The organism is Oceanobacillus chungangensis, from assembly GCF_003369565.1.
GTDB classification, from domain to species: domain Bacteria; phylum Bacillota; class Bacilli; order Bacillales; family Amphibacillaceae; genus Oceanobacillus; species Oceanobacillus chungangensis.
This window is the reverse complement of the sequence record NZ_PIOD01000004.1, coordinates 90,096-105,813: the sequence shown is the minus strand read 5'-3', so window position 1 is coordinate 105,813 and position 15,718 is coordinate 90,096. Positions and strand designations below refer to the sequence as shown.

General features: G+C 39.2%; 12 protein-coding genes and 1 riboswitch. Of the genes, 2 read left to right on the top strand and 10 right to left on the bottom strand.

What is annotated here, in order from left to right:
• Nucleotides 1-46 precede the first annotated feature (46 nt).
• From CWR45_RS03855 to CWR45_RS03825, 7 genes are all read right to left on the bottom strand, one after another.
• Complete coding sequence (locus CWR45_RS03855; RefSeq protein WP_115748483.1) at nucleotides 47-367, bottom strand: hydrolase; 321 nt, start codon at nucleotides 365-367, stop codon at nucleotides 47-49.
• Between the two features lie 266 nt (nucleotides 368-633).
• The gene (locus tag CWR45_RS03850; protein ID WP_115748482.1) at nucleotides 634-888 is read right to left on the bottom strand and encodes a mechanosensitive ion channel family protein; all 255 of its coding nucleotides are present in this window, start codon (nucleotides 886-888) and stop codon (nucleotides 634-636) included.
• 88 nt (nucleotides 889-976) lie between these two features.
• Nucleotides 977-2,419, bottom strand: a complete 1,443-nt coding sequence (locus CWR45_RS03845) for an o-succinylbenzoate--CoA ligase (RefSeq protein WP_115748481.1) — start codon at nucleotides 2,417-2,419, stop codon at nucleotides 977-979.
• Nucleotides 2,420-2,527: 108 nt separating this feature from the next.
• Nucleotides 2,528-3,346 (bottom strand): 1,4-dihydroxy-2-naphthoyl-CoA synthase, encoded by an 819-nt coding sequence (gene menB, locus CWR45_RS03840; protein WP_115748480.1) that lies wholly within the window; start codon nucleotides 3,344-3,346, stop codon nucleotides 2,528-2,530.
• A gap of 137 nt (nucleotides 3,347-3,483) precedes the next feature.
• Complete coding sequence (gene menH, locus CWR45_RS03835) at nucleotides 3,484-4,287, bottom strand: 2-succinyl-6-hydroxy-2,4-cyclohexadiene-1-carboxylate synthase (protein WP_115748479.1); 804 nt, start codon at nucleotides 4,285-4,287, stop codon at nucleotides 3,484-3,486.
• Nucleotides 4,288-4,291: 4 nt separating this feature from the next.
• Nucleotides 4,292-6,043, bottom strand: coding sequence for a 2-succinyl-5-enolpyruvyl-6-hydroxy-3-cyclohexene-1-carboxylic-acid synthase (gene menD, locus CWR45_RS03830; protein WP_115748478.1), 1,752 nt, complete (start codon nucleotides 6,041-6,043; stop codon nucleotides 4,292-4,294).
• Nucleotides 6,044-6,047: 4 nt separating this feature from the next.
• Entirely contained in the window at nucleotides 6,048-7,433 is a 1,386-nt protein-coding gene (locus CWR45_RS03825; RefSeq protein WP_115748477.1) for an isochorismate synthase, read from the bottom strand.
• 346 nt (nucleotides 7,434-7,779) lie between these two features.
• Here CWR45_RS03825 and CWR45_RS03820 point away from each other — a divergent pair, with 346 nt between their 5' ends.
• A complete protein-coding gene (locus tag CWR45_RS03820; protein ID WP_115748476.1) occupies nucleotides 7,780-8,715 on the top strand; it encodes a 1,4-dihydroxy-2-naphthoate polyprenyltransferase in 936 nt (311 codons plus the stop codon).
• Between the two features lie 16 nt (nucleotides 8,716-8,731).
• Nucleotides 8,732-9,121: a hotdog fold thioesterase gene (locus tag CWR45_RS03815; RefSeq protein ID WP_115748475.1), complete on the top strand. Its 390-nt coding sequence runs from the start codon at nucleotides 8,732-8,734 to the stop codon at nucleotides 9,119-9,121.
• Nucleotides 9,122-9,335: 214 nt separating this feature from the next.
• Here the strand turns inward: CWR45_RS03815 and CWR45_RS03810 are convergent, their stop codons facing one another.
• The 3 genes from CWR45_RS03810 to CWR45_RS03800 form a co-directional block, all read right to left on the bottom strand.
• The gene (locus tag CWR45_RS03810; protein ID WP_115748504.1) at nucleotides 9,336-9,923 is read right to left on the bottom strand and encodes an ECF transporter S component; all 588 of its coding nucleotides are present in this window, start codon (nucleotides 9,921-9,923) and stop codon (nucleotides 9,336-9,338) included.
• A 175-nt stretch (nucleotides 9,924-10,098) separates the two neighbouring features.
• Nucleotides 10,099-10,247: riboswitch (FMN riboswitch) on the bottom strand.
• Nucleotides 10,248-10,440: 193 nt separating this feature from the next.
• On the bottom strand, nucleotides 10,441-10,983 hold the full coding sequence (locus CWR45_RS03805; protein WP_115748474.1) for a hypothetical protein: 543 nt from the start codon (nucleotides 10,981-10,983) through the stop codon (nucleotides 10,441-10,443).
• Nucleotides 10,984-11,092: 109 nt separating this feature from the next.
• Nucleotides 11,093-15,436 (bottom strand): S8 family serine peptidase, encoded by a 4,344-nt coding sequence (locus CWR45_RS03800; RefSeq protein WP_115748473.1) that lies wholly within the window; start codon nucleotides 15,434-15,436, stop codon nucleotides 11,093-11,095.
• Between the last annotated feature and the right edge of the window lie 282 nt (nucleotides 15,437-15,718).

The following is a 15,718-nucleotide window of genomic DNA, read 5'->3' as shown; positions in this document are numbered from 1 at the left end:
CTATAAAGATTAAACACAAAATATCGACAAAAACTGCAGTTGAACTTTATTCCTGATTTTCTAGAAAAATCCCCATGCTTTCAATATGTGCCTTTGTTTGTGAATTACCTAATTGATGAATGAGTTGATACGCTTCTGTAAGATTTTTATCGTATTGTTCGTTTGCTTGGTCGTGATGATACTCTAGAAATGGAATTTGCGCCCGAATAAATGAATCAAAGCTTGAATCATGCATGTCATCCATTTTCCTCCTTAGCTGATTCACCTCCTCTGCTGTCGCTTGTATTATTAACGCAAAATTGTTTTCGTTTTTTATTTGTGAAATTTCACCAGTACCTATATTAATAAAATACGTATTCTTTTCCATACCACACCTCCTGTTCTTAATTTTGGCAACAAGAACGGAAAGTATACTTGGAACATAAGCGGAAGTGCCAGTATCGCCGCAAATATTCTTACCTACAAAAAAGCAGGACATCCGCTAAAGCTAGCGTGTATCCTGCTTGATAACTCCTATATTATGATTGTTGTACATAGAGAATAAATGTTACTGATAAGTTTAAATTAACTGCTAACTATGCGCATAGTTGATTTTCGCTCAGACAGTCGTATACTTTAGAGCCTTGACGATAATCAGTACATTTGTCGCTTCAATATCGTGAGTTTTCGTATAAACCTAGCGGAAGAAATACACGAAGACTCCTTGAAAATAAAGTTCGATTTGCCTGATTGCGATGAAATGCTGCCGAAGCTTTTCTTTCCCTGCGGGGAAGAGCCTATTATTTTTGCAATGATCCAACCAATAAGTAATACGAGAATTGCAATTACAAGATTTTGTAAACCATCCATGAAGCTTACCGAAAAATATTGATCAAACATATTATTCATCCAATTTCCCTCCTCTTCGTGATATATCCTTCTATATACCTTCCATGTTTTTTTTAAAACCATGAAATGTGATTTGGAGGAAAATTCTTTAGTTCCGTAATTTATTACGAACTAGCTTATTTGCTGCATTTCTCGGCAATGCATCTACGAAATGAATTTCCTTTGGCAGCTTATATTTCGCCAAATGTTTTTCAGCAAAAGCTAGTATTTCTTCAATTGATACTTCTCGACTCTTCACAATGAAAGCAACAGGTACCGTTCCCCAGCGCACATCCTCTTTCCCTGTCACTCCTACTTCCTTGACCTGCTCCATCGCTGACAAAACACTTTCGATTTCCGATGGGTAAATATTCTCACCACCAGAAATAATTAAGTCTTTTCTGCGATCAACGACATATAAGAACCCTTCATCATCCAAATACCCTAAATCTCCCGTTGCCAGCCAACCGTCTTTAATCGACGTTTCATTTGCAGATTTGTGATTATAGTACCCCTTCGTTACCATCGGACCTTTTACTTGAATTTCACCAACATTCATTTCGTCCGGCTCAACTATTTTCAATTGTGCTGGAAATAGAGCTTTCCCTGCAGAGCCAACCTTTTCTAGTGCATCCTTTGGACTCAGCGTTACAATTTGTGACGCTGTTTCTGTCATTCCATACGACTGGAATACTGGAACTTGTCTGTCCTTTGCTTTTTCCAATAAAGGTTTCGGAGCTGGTCCACCGCCTAATAGCATGCATCTTAATGTTTTTGGATAGCTGTTTTCACCTAATAAATTCATTAAACGCTGCACCATGACAGTAACAACAGAGACAATTGATATTCCTTTCGTCATAATTGCTTCATGGACGATTTTCTCATCAAATTTTTCTAGTAAATAAATCGGCATACCATAAATCACACTTTTTATTAAAGTAGATAACCCGCTCACATGAAACAGTGGCAGAGGAATTAACCATTTATCCTGTTTATCCAGGCCTAAATTAAGCGCAGAACCGATTGCACTCCACCAATGATTACCGTAAGTATGCATCACACCTTTCGGAAAACCAGTCGTTCCAGATGTATAAATAATTGTAAACGTTGCATTTAAATCCAACTCCGAAATAACCTCTACATCCTTTTCCTCGTATGCTTCAACTTCTGAGAAGGAAAGAACTTCTCTTACATTGAAAGCTGCCTGTTCTTCCTCATTAAGCTGACTAGCAGTCAAGAGATGGGTTACTTCTGCATCCTGGAGCTGATAATTGACTTCCTTTGTCGTTAAACGAGTGTTTAATAAAACGCCAACTGCCTCTAAATAACTAAGAGCATGAATCACTGTAATCATCCTAAGATTATTAGTCGATAATATCCCAACATGCATTCCATTAGAAATTCCAGCTTTTGCTAGTTTTCTAGCGAAACGCTGACTATTTGCTTTTAACTCATTAAAGGTGAGAACATCGCCATTGTCCATTTCAACGGCGACTCCATCCGGATTAATATCAGCCTGCTTCGTTAACCAATGTGGTATTGTTTCTGTCATAACGCTATTTCCTTTCATTATGGAGTTCCAATTAAATATTAATTACATAAGCAAAAACCTTTGCTTGTTTCAGCAAAGGTTTTATCTTCGTTCATCACACAATATGACTTAAGGAAAACGTGGAAACTGTTTGAAGTTTGGTTTTCTCTTTTCTTTGAAGGCATCTCTTCCTTCTTTCGCTTCATCTGTTGTATAGTAGAGCAATGTTGCATCCCCACCCATTTGCTGTAATCCAGCTAAACCGTCTGTATCCGCATTGAAGGATGCTTTCAAGAATCGAAGTGCTGTTGGTGATTTTTCTAAAATTTCTTCACACCATTGCAATGTTTCTTCTTCCAGGTTTTCGAGGGGAACGACTTTATTTACCATGCCCATTTCATATGCTTCTTCCGCATTGTATTGGCGGCAAAGATACCAGATTTCACGTGCGCGCTTATGACCGACCATACGTGCAAGATAACCTGCACCATATCCAGCATCAAAGCTTCCCACTTTTGGACCTGTTTGACCGAAAATAGCATTATCCGATGCAATCGTTAAATCACAGACAACATGTAATACATGCCCCCCACCGATTGCATAACCATTTACCATAGCAATTACCGGTTTTGGAGTCGTCCGGATTAGGCGTTGTAAATCAAGTACGTTTAAGCGTGGAATATTGTCACTGCCAACATATCCGCCATTTCCACGTACACTTTGGTCTCCGCCAGAACAGAATGCTTTATCTCCTGCACCTGTTAAAATAATGACTCCGATTGAAGAATCATCACGTGCATCTGCAAATGCATCAATCATTTCATTTACTGTTAAAGGTGTGAAGGCATTACGTTTATGCTCGCGATTGATGGTAACTTTTGCAACACCGTTATATTTTTCATAAAAGATTTCTTCGTATTTCTTTGCTTCTTCCCATTGTACAGCCATATTATTCCTCCTAATATTGACACTATGTAATGATTGTCGTTAGAAAACCTCGTAATCACCAAGCCTTTCGGTAACTACACTAGTCGCACTTATGTAGTAAGAAAGTTTTTATACTTTCATAACTACAAAAAAGCTTATTACTGTCTTTTCAATATAAACTCACTTACTAGTGTATCAAAAATTGCTGATTTTTCAATGTGGATTGCATGTCCAGCTTTTTCTACAATCACTAACTCACTATTTTCCAAGCTATTCCTCATGCTTTTATTTATCTCCACAAACTTCTGATCAAGTTCACCTGCAAGTAATAAAACAGGTCGCTTGAACGCATGTAATTTCCCCCACCATGATGGCTGTTTTCCAGTTCCCATAAAGCGGAGGGAATCTGCCATCCCTTGTACAGTCTGGGCTAAACGTTCATTACGAATTGCTTGCTGAACATGTTGGGGCAGCTTTTTTTGCGTCTGGAATAAGGGAATATCCTGCCAAAAGTTGACAAAGGAAGCTAATCCCTCTTGCTCAATCTTTTCTGCAAGCAATTCATCCTTTTCTACTCGCAACTTCCGCTCATCCACATTAAGTAATCCTGGTGATGCACTCTCTAAAACAAGCGTTGCTATCATTTCTGGATAGATTAATGCAAACGAAAGTGCCGTTCTTCCCCCCATTGAATAGCCTACTAAATGAATCGAATCTAGCTGAAGATATTGAAATAGCTGAGATAAGTCATGGCAAAATGCTTCCATCGTTACCGGTTCCTTCGTTTCAGTTTTCCCGTGCCCCGGTAAATCGATGGTGATAATTTGAAGCTCGTCTCTCTGCTGCGCAATAAAATGCTGCCAAGTTAAATTACTACCTGTAAAACCGTGTAATAGGACGACTGGTATTCCTTCACCATGAACCTCATACCAATAGCTTGCTGTTTCCGTCTGATAATACAATTTTTTAATCCATGCCTTTCAGAATCTCTTGTTCAATCGCCGTCCATTTTCCACGGTGCCAGTCAACGTTCTCTGTGCGATCTGTTTGTATTTCAATCACATGTAATCCTTTTTCCTGATAACTCTTCGTAAGCAGCTCTTTCAATTCTGTTTCCGTCTTAGCGAGTTTATATTCCCCTCCATACATGCTGACAGCATGCTGGAAGTCAATATTCAGTGGCGTACCAAATAATGCCTCGAAGTGCTTTTTATCATTTGCTTGTGAGAGGAATGAGAAGATTCCTCCACCATTATTGTTGATCAATAATATTGTAACATTTAACTGATAATGTTTGGCAGCTAGTAATCCATTCATATCATGGAAAAACGACAGATCGCCACTAACGATTGTCACCGGATTCCCCGTTGTTGCAGCACCAATACCACTGGAGAGCAATCCATCGATTCCGTTAGCTCCACGATTTGCAAGTACTGTAAATGACTTGTTTGTTGTTAGCATAAACGTGTCAAAATCACGGATTGGCATACTGTTTGCAACATAGGCACTGCCATTCTCTGGAATAACATCAACAAGTCCTCGGATAGCCTCTCCCTCAGTAATCTTGTCCTCGACATTAGCTAGTAAATGTTTTTTTGCGATGTTATTCATTTCCTGCCATGTTTGTAACCAGCTAGGATCGAAATTCATTTCCGGAGATTGTGTGAGCAAATCCTTACATAAGGATACAGCATCAGCGAAAATAAACTCCGTAATATTACCCGTAGGTTCACGATATCCAGCGCTATTTTCAATAGTAAACTGCATGACATCCTTATTCTCTTTTAGATAAAAAAGATATTGCTTAGATACAGGCATTGCACCAAACCGTATGATGAATTCTGGCTTCAGTTGCTTGCGAATTGTCTCGTTTCTTAAGAAGGCATCATAGCTTTCAATAACATTTACCTTTGCATGCTTGCCTGACCTGAGCTGTGACAATGGGTCTGCTAAAATCGGCAAACCCCAATTTGCTGCGAGTGCTGTGACTGCAGTTGCAAACTCATCATCCACTTGTGGGCCACAGACAATTACACCTTTTTTCTTAGCTGTTAACTTTTCAATTAAAAGCTGTAACTGCGCAGTGGAGAGCCGTTTGCTTCCATCAAGTGACGCTTGGTAGATTCGTTCATGATTACCATAACCAGTTGGCTCCCAGATCGCTTCTAATGAGAAATCAGGATTTAGTGGTTCACGGAATGGAAAATTAAGGTGGACAGGCCCTGGATTTCCCTCTTCTGCGATATAAACAGCATGTGCAGCCTTATTACGCACATAGTTTAACATCTCAGGGGTACCTTCAGGGAGCGCCATTTCATGAAATTCTTTCACATAATCTCCGTATAGCTTTACTTGCTCAATCGCCTGTGGAGCACCGACTCCCCGTAATTCATGTGGACGATCAGCGGTGATTACTATTAATGGTACCCTGCTATAATGTGATTCTACTATCGCAGGGAAATAATTTGCTGCCGCAGTACCTGAAGTACATATAAGTGCAACAGCCCTTTTCGTTTGTTTTGCAATTCCCAATGCAAAAAATGCGGCAGAGCGTTCGTCAATAATAATCCATTCCTTTATGGAAGGATGTTCTGAGAATGTTAATGCAAGCGGAGTCGATCTTGAGCCTGGTGAGATAACTACATCTTTTACTCCACTCTTAACGAGTTCATCAACGAAATTTGCTGTATATCTCGTCAATATTTCTGTATGTTCCATTTCTTTATCCCCCTAAGACAGATAGCATTGGCATTAATTTAATATTTGTTTCTTCATATTCTGCTTCAGGATCTGAATCTTTTACAACCCCGCAGCCTGCAAATAAGGAAGCCGTGTCACCATGAATTAATCCAGAGCGAATGGCTACTGCAAATTCTCCATTTTGATTACTATCGAGCCAGCCAACTGGGGCACCATACCAACCACGGTCGAGCAATTCATTTTCTCTAATGAATGCAAGTGATTCTTCCCGAGGAGTCCCACCTAAGGCAGGGGTTGGATGCAACTGCTCAATAATATCAAAAATACTGTATCCTTCCTTCAGCTTGGCTGTAACAGGTGTGTATAAATGCTGTAAATTTTTGAGTGGATAAACGACAGGCTCATCTGGGATTACAAGATCTGTACAATGATCTTTGATCGCCTGCTTTATCATTTGCACAACAAAGTCATGTTCTTCACGATTTTTTTGATCATGCAAGAGCTCTTCGCTAATTCTTTCATCCTCTTCCCTTGTCTCACCTCTCGGGGCTGTTCCAGCTAGACATGTTGACAGAAGATTGTCCTGCTCTACTTTTACTAGTCTTTCTGGTGTAGCACCGATAAAACAATGATTATTCTTTTCAAATGCAAAGATATAACTATTTGCTTGAGTATCCAATAGTTTATCTATTACAACACTACTTTTCACCTGTTTATCAAATGATAAACGTACTTCACGCGCCAAAACGATTTTTTCTACCTTCTTGTTAAGAATTTCACTTGTTGCCGCACGGACAGTTTCTTTCCAACGTTCAGGATTAATTTCTACTTTTTTCTCTATCGTTAATGATTCAGGCTCTACTTGGATTGTTTGAAAAAGCGTTTCTTCCATTCGCTGAATCGAAGCCGCCAATTGACCTGAATGATCATCCTTATTAATCAAAACATTAATTGTATAATAGGATTCTCCTTGGTAAATCGTTAATTGGAACTCAGGAATCGTAAACTGACTTGGTTTGAAATGCTTCCATAATTCTGTCGTTTCCTTTTTAGGATCAAATGACATGCCACCAAGTGCAGTCACCCCTGTTCCAGGCAACTTATAAGGATTATGAATTACTGCTTGCTCTAATAATTTATCCCATTTCTGTTTCGTTTCCTTGAATCGTGATTGGGCAGCAGTAATTTCAAACGTTTCACCAACCCCCACTAAGTATAAACTTCGATTTGAATTTGTCCAATACGTTCGATTTTTCCCCATATAACTAGCCCGTTGATAAAATTCCAGGGCATCTATCGGTTGTATTTTTTTTGTAATGCTAACAAGTCGGGCATCTTCATTGTTCTGCAACCCTTGAATTACTTTTTCGAACAATGCTTCAACCTGTCCTTCTTTTATTTCAATCATTTAAGTAAACCTCCGTATTATACAATGACTAGAAAACTTAGGATCATCCCAGCCTATTTGTGATGTCTTTGTTTCACTAGTACAACGAGAAAGTTTATAAGCTTTCTAATTTAATTAAGAACCTCGGCAATCGATTAAGCATTTAAACGAATGATCCTAGTGCAGTTGTGCAGTAAGATATGCCGACATTCTATCTTTTCTTTTAAAAAACGTCCATATTCATTTTATGCTCTTTTGCTAGGATTCTCAAGAAAAGCCTCTACATTTCTATCGAAAGATTGACACTACCTCTTAATTTGCCTAAAATTAGGATGGTATTGAAAGAAAAATCAGGGGGAAAACTTCCATGCAGTCAGCACAAAATGTAAATGTTAAAGAAGCCTTAAATGAAAGAGATGGCTTTCATATTTGGTGGCGTTTAATCCGCCCACATACACTAACTGCGTCATTTATACCCGTCTTTATTGGTACAATGATTGCTTTTATTGATGGCTCAATCAATTGGTTATTGTTCCTGGCCATGCTAATCGCTTCCTTGCTTATCCAATCGGCAACGAATATGTTTAATGAATACTATGATTACGCAAGAGGATTAGATACAGAAGAATCTGTTGGAATTAGCGGTACGATTGTTAGAGATGGAATCGAACCGAAGAAAATACGAAATATCGCATTTATCTTTTATGGCATTTCTATTTTAATTGGTATCTATATTTGTACAGCATCAAGCTGGTGGATTGCCGTTATCGGACTTATTTGTATGGCATTTGGTTATTTATATACAGGTGGACCGCTTCCTATTTCCTATACTCCACTTGGCGAGCTTTTCTCAGGAGTATTAATGGGTTCCGTCATTATTGGGATTACGTATTTTATTCAAACTGGTACAGTAACGGCTACAATGATTTGGATTTCCATTCCAATTACAATCTTTATCGGTAGTATTAACTTATCGAATAATATTCGTGACCGTGATGGCGATGAAATTGGGGGACGAAAAACAATCCCGGTTTTAATCGGCAGAGAAAAATCCATTACCTTTTTAGCAACATTATTCATTATCGCATATACACTAACAGCAATTTATATTATTATCGGCATCTTGCCAAGTTGGTCGCTGCTTACCTTCTTAAGTGCAATAAAAGCACGTAGCGTAATTAAAAACTTCCGCGGGAAAACAGAGCCGCTGGAAATGATGCCAGCAATGAAGGCAACAGGGATTACCAATACGATTTATGGTTTCTTATTAGCGATTTCATTATTAATTAGTAAATTAGTGTAATAAGGGGGATATTGTCATGAATTTCGAAAATACATTAATGGGTTCACTCGGAATCGAGGTCGTATCAATCGATAAAGATTTAGTAGTCTTAACAATGCCTGTTGATGGACGAACCTTCCAGCCTGCTGGATTCCTACACGGAGGCGCAAATGTTGCCCTAGCTGAAACAGCAGCAAGCATCGGTGCTGCCGCATACGTTGACCTGGAAGAAAATAGTGTATTTGGAATTGAAATAAATGCTAATCACGTTAAAAGTAAACGGGATGGCATTGTAACAGCCATGGCAACCCCACTTCACACCGGAAAGACTACGATGGTCTGGGAAATTAATATAACCGATGAGGATGACAATCTAATTTGCATCTCAAGATGTACGATTGGAATTGTTGCAAAAAGGAAAGACTAATAGAAAAACTGGTTTGGATGCCCAAGCCAGTTTTTTTCGTTTTAAGGTAGGGTATTTACTTAATTACATTTCATCTTTCTATTTGCACAACATTAGTAATGCATGAGATTGAGTAATCTATTTTACTTTATTAATTCAAGTACTATTGAAGAAAACGACAATTTTGAATGTAAAAAGGCTAATCTCGCTGTACTGCTAGAGATTAGCCTTTTTTCTATGTTAATGATACTTGTTTTTGTTCAATCCAACGACGCATTTTAATAAATATAGGGATAAATAGTAATGCAACAACGATGCCTTTAATTACATTAAATGGTAGAACACCTGCTATAACAGAAGCCCAAATAACTTGATTAGTCATTTCCCATCCCATGAACCATCCATAAGCTGGTAAAATGACGAAATAATTTAGCACACTCATTCCTACTGCCATAATAATCGTTCCTGTTACTAATCCAGATACAACGCTCTTTGTACCTTTTTTAAACTTATGATAAATTAATGAAACTGGTACAACAAACATTAATCCTGCCAGGAAGTTAGCTGCAACTCCAATTGGATCACCGGCTCCAGAGATAGCTAGGTAAAGTAAATTTTTAATTGCAACAACAATTATTCCTGCCATTGGTGAAAAAATCAATCCTGCCATTATTGCAGGCACCTCACTAAAATCAATCTTTAAATAAGCCGGTAGAAATGGTAATGGGAAATTCAAGAAAAATAATACAAGTGAAATTGTCCCTAGTAATGCCAAAATAATAAGTTTTAATAAATTTGATGACTGCATGCTTGTTTTTTGCATCATCGTTCTCCTCCTTCATCAATTAATCGATTCCGCTCTCGTTAATGAAGGAGTAAGTCCTAGCCTAATCAACTATACTAAAAAATAGTATATAAAAACCCTAAAGTCCTATAGGGGCTTTAGGGTAAAATTCATAGATAAATTAAAGTGTATGATAATACACTAAAATTAGGCTCGACATCTTCTCTTATCCAGACTGTAACTGTCGGTCCTGGAATCACACCAGGTCCACCACGTAAGCAAATCGCTTTTGTGGGTCGCGGACTTCGAGCAATAATGCTCGTTACCGCCGGTCGGGAATTGCACCCTGCCCCGAAGATTGGAATCGATTATTAAATTGTATAATTTTATTATACTTACTTTTAGTAATTATGCAAGGGGAAAAGGAAAATATTTTTATAAGTTTTTTTCTTAACTTGAATGGATATGATGTCTATGTTCTCCTGGCGATATTTCTGCTCTCCTGCTGATATTGTGTTTCTCCTGGCGATATTCTTGATCTCCTGCTGATATTGTGTTAATCCTGCCAATATTTCTGCTCTCCTGCTGATATAGTTGTTCTCCTGGCGATATTCTTGCTCTCCTGCTGATATAGTTGTTCTCCTGGCGATATTTCTGCTCTCCTGCTGATATATTTTTCTCCTGGCGATATTTCTGCTCTCCTGCTGATATATTTTTCTCCTGACGATATTCTTGCTCTCCTGCTGATATATTTTTTCTCCTGTCGATATTCTTGCTCTCCTGCTGATATATTTTTTCTCCTGGCGATATTCTTGCTCTTCTGCTGATATAGTTGTTCTCCTGGCGATATTCTTGTTCTCCTGCTGATATTGTGTTTCTTCTGGCGATATTTCTGCTCTCCTGCTGATATATTTTTTCTCCTGTCGATATTCTTGTTCTCCTGCTGATATTGTGTTAATCCTGCCAATATTTCTGCTCTCCTGCTGATATTGTGTTTCTTCTGGCGATATTTCTGCTCTCCTGCTAATATAAGATTTCCCACAATCACAATGACATTTTGCAAAACGACATTCTTATTGTCGTTTTGAAGGGCTCGCATATTAGATTGAAGCTCTTATTCAAAACCTCGAGCTTCCATCATCATCCTTTGAGCGTCGAAAAAATAATCGGGAACCCATTGGCTCCCGATTATTTTTGTATTAAACCTATTATTCTACATTAATAAATAATTTTCCTTTTGCTTCGGCACGTGTTTCATTGCCAAAGCTGTCTACTGCTTTCACTTCAATTACAGCACCTTTAGCAAATGCGTTGCTTGTAGCTGTCCAGTAGCCCACATAATGTCCATCAGCCGTTTCAATCATTGGTAACTCTGTCGCATTCTGAACAGTATTTGTTAAAGGCATATGGATGAAGAAGGTAGCTTTTAAATCTTCTTCACTATCAAATTCAATTTTCACTGTTTCGCCGGATTTAAGATTTTTATCCTCTGTTGGCGTCAAGTTTTCAATTTCTGGTGCTTCATAATCTGCTTGAACTGTTATCTTCTTATTTGCTTTATTTCCTGCATTATCTTGAGCAACTACTTTAATTTCGTTCGCACCATTTTCTAAAATGATTCGTTTCGAATATTTCCCATCGGTGACTGTTGCTTTTTGGCCATTTACCTTAACCCAATTTAGATTTGCATCACTTACAGTCCCCTCTACTGTTACCGTTTCCCGATTCAATTTATCTCCCTTTTTCGGACTGTCAATTGTCAGCTCTGGCTTCTTGGTATCAAGTGTAACGGTAACTGTTTCGGACTCCCCTACTGTGACGCCATTCATCAGCGTTACTGCTTGAAGTTCATTGGTGCCTTCTGTCAATTCGATTGGTAATGAGAATACTCCATCATCGCCAACTTCAGAAGTACCGATTTCTTCTCCATTATTCAGTAATTGTAATGTGGTTGTTGCGGATGCCTTTCCTTCAACTGTAAGAGCTGCTTCATTTGTAATAAAATCCTCAGCAGGTGATGTGATGACTGGATCTTCCACGCCATAAGCAACTCGAGCACGAATCATATAGTTCCCTTCTGCTTTAGGTGATGGTGACCATGCTCCAGCAACTACCTGATAACTACGCTCGGCATTTGGACCATTCTCATCCGTAGCTAAACCTGGTGCATTCGTATTTATTCCTTTTTGGATATAAACCATATAGAAATCACCATCGACCTGGATAGCGTGTTCCGTAAGATCTACAACTGTCCACTCTGCTAAGCTTCTTATTGCTTCTGCATCAATCGGGCCAGCTAGCTTCTTCCCTGGTGCTCCGTTCGATCCAGATGCATCCCAAACTTCTACTGCAAATGCTGTTCCACCTGGCACTGGCCAGTCAGCATCATGGAATTGGAATACACCTTCTGTTACAATCCCACTATCTTTACCCTCTGGCAATGACATTCTAACTGCCCAGCCGTTACCTGCATCATAAAATGCGCGTGCATTCTCAGCAGTGCCATCGTCATAACCAATTTCTCCACCAGGAACAGTATAGAATGGCTCAAGGGAAACATCGATTGCAGCATCTGCGCCATCAAGATTCACCTCTACCTCTTTACCATGGTATCCTCTTGCTAGAACCTTTAATGTGTATGTTCCTTCGTATGCAGTTAATGAATAGTTACCGGATGAATCCGTTGCAGCTGGTTCAACATTAGCGTCTTCTACAAGCAGAACTGTTGCACCTTCCACCGCTTCTCCAGTATCTTCATCAGTTATTGTTCCACTAATAGTAAATTTGTCAATTTCCTCTAATGTAAAATTAGCTGTTGTCGTTTGATCATTTTCAATTGTTACTTCCTGTGTAACTGGATGAAATCCGTATGCTTCTGCTTGGACTGTGAAGTCACCTGCAGCATGCAGTAATGAATAGCTTCCATTTGCAGGATTTGTATTTATTGTTCTGCCGCTTTCAAGCACGCTGACCTGTGCACCGATTGGTAATAGTGCTGGTGCGATAGCATCCCCTTTAATAGGAGTTTTTTCCTTGATCGGCTGTACTGGTACGATTTTTCCTGGTTCTACTTTCTTTCCTTTTAATGCTGTACTGCTTTCTTTTTCAACACCTAAATTAGCATTCGACTTGCTCTTGGCATTTGCTTTTCCTAAGGACTTAGCAGTACCCTGCGACGTATCTGATAGTGCTACATCATCAATATACCAGCCAGTTCTAACTACACTGCCGTCCGTATCTAGATTAAAACCGATATAAACGCGCTGACCAGCATATTCTGATAAGTCGATTTCAGCACTTTGCCAGCCATTATTAACATCTGTTATACGTAAAAGCTGTGTCCAATTCTCCTGGTCTGTAGAAATAAATACATGTCCATAATCCCAATTTCGCTCAAGGTTATACCAATGATTAAACTGTAAGTAAGAATTTCCATCTGGCAAGTCAATCGGTGGCATCATTAAAGTTGAGTTTTCATTGGAATTATAGTTTCCAACAGGATTCGTTGCATACACATACTCGCCAGACGCAGCATTTCCCGGACCTGTTGTAGGTATGCCGCGATCCCAGCTACTATTTTCACCAAAGATCGTCCAGCCTGCTGGTGCAGTTTCAAAATCTGTACTATAACCAACCGTTATACCAGCCGCTACTGCTACAACGTAGTTATCACTTGTAACCTCATTATTTCCAAAATCATTTACTGTAATGGAATAGGTGAATGAATCAACTACAATATCCTCACCAGGTACTGTTGCCACATATTCTCCGTTCTTGTAGTCACCGGAAACACGCTTGGCTGTAATTGTTTGAATTTCCTGATTTGCATCCTCGTAATTTACCTCGACAGATGAAACGCTTACATTATCTCCTGCTTGAATAATTAAATCTAAGTTCATTCCTGCATAAGTTTCTGCTGGTGCAGCATGCTCAAATGTAGGGGCTTCTGAATCTTCTCCAGCTTTAGTAACCTGGCCTTCCATTGTTCCAAGCCCTGATACGATGGACGATACTGCATCATAAGCATTTACTAGCCCATGGCCATATCCCATATTAGGAGATGCTGAGTACTCTCTATCGGTGAGTGGTGTCGCAGTTGCAAATAAAATCTCTTCAATTTCGTCTACAGTTAAGCTTGAATCAACTTGTTTTAATAATGCAACTACTGCAGAAACAGCTGGTCCCGCCATCGAAGTTCCATTCCAGCCACCTTCATAGCCGCCACCTGGAACAGTTGAACGAATATTTACACCAGGCGCCGATATGTCTGGTTTAATATCCCCTTCATATGGTGAAGGTCCTTCTAACGAAAAGCTTGCTAACAAATCATTACTATCAGTTGCCCCTGTTGCAAATGATTCCGGATAGTTTGCAGGTGTAGCAATCGATCCTGGACCACCAGGGTTAGATAGTGTCGTATTGCCTGCTGAGAACTCTGGGAAAATTTCAGCAGCACGCCATGCAATGACAACATCACGATACCATTCGTTAAGACCTGGACCACCGCCCCATGAGTTGTTGACAACATCAGGTGCTTTCGTAACATCGCCACCTGGAGCTAAAATCCATTCTGCCGCCTCCAGTAAATCTACGTCCGTTCCACCTGCTGCTGTAAACGCCCTTGCAGAGATGAAGGTTGCTCCCGGTGCTACCCCAACTTGATTCGATCCGTCTGGTTCACTACCGACCATTGTTCCCGTAACATGTGTGCCATGACCTTGATCATCATATGGTGCATCTCGGCCTGCTGTTGCATCAAACCAGCTATACGTATGATCTACTTCACCAGATGCAGCATCATAGCCACGGTATTTCTCTGCAAGTCCTGGATGATCGTGATCAACACCTGTATCAATACTTGCTACGACAATTCCTGTACCATCAATGCCCATATTCCAAACTGCTGGTGCCCCTACTCGCTCCACATTCCATTCAATGTTTGCAGTTTCTGATTTTGGAGCTTTTGCATCTTTTGATACCGTGGTATATAATTCCCTTGTTTCATTCGGTAAAAGCTTTTCAACTTCAGCGAATGTTGCTATTTTCTCTGCCACTTCTTTTGTTGCAGTAACAGCGATACCATTTACGACATGATAGGAATGAAAATCATCTACATTCCCTTGCTTTTGTTCCTGCTCCAGATAAGTCATTACATTTGCTTGTGATTTAATTGATACTTCCTTTAACTCAGCGATAACTGCTGAACGTTGGATATGCTCTTGCTTTTGTGTGGAAAGCTTTGCTTTTTCTGCACTTGCTCTCGCATCTGCTGCGACTTTTTTAGCATCTGCTTTTTCGTTAAACTTAATTAAAAAAGTAACCTTTTCATCTGCCTTAAATGACGAAAGTAATGTTTTGTTTACTTTTGACTCTACTATTTTTTTCGAATCATTTAATGAATGATGAACCTTAGAAGATTGTGTCGTGCTACTAGACTCTGCAAGCGAAATACCAGGTGTAAGTAAAGAAAATGTCATTAAAAATGTAGCGGCAAAGCTAAATGCTCTGATTTGGCGTTTTTTCTTCGTTTTCAAATCTTTTCCTCCCCTCATTTTTAAAACGGAATACCTTCAACTAAATAAGCCCCCTCTCTTCATGATTTGATTCGCTCTTTCTGAAAAAGAGTCTAGTTGTTAAAACAAAGTATAATAGATTACTTGAAGGATTAATGTCGAATCTCGTCAGTTTTAATCTGAATTTTCACAATTGATATATTAGTATTATTTTTTCTTTCTTTAGTTCTAAGGATATATTCCTGATAAAAAATGGAACACAGTTAGAAACGGAGATAGTACGGGGAAAATCAGGTATCCGGAATGATAATATTAATATAA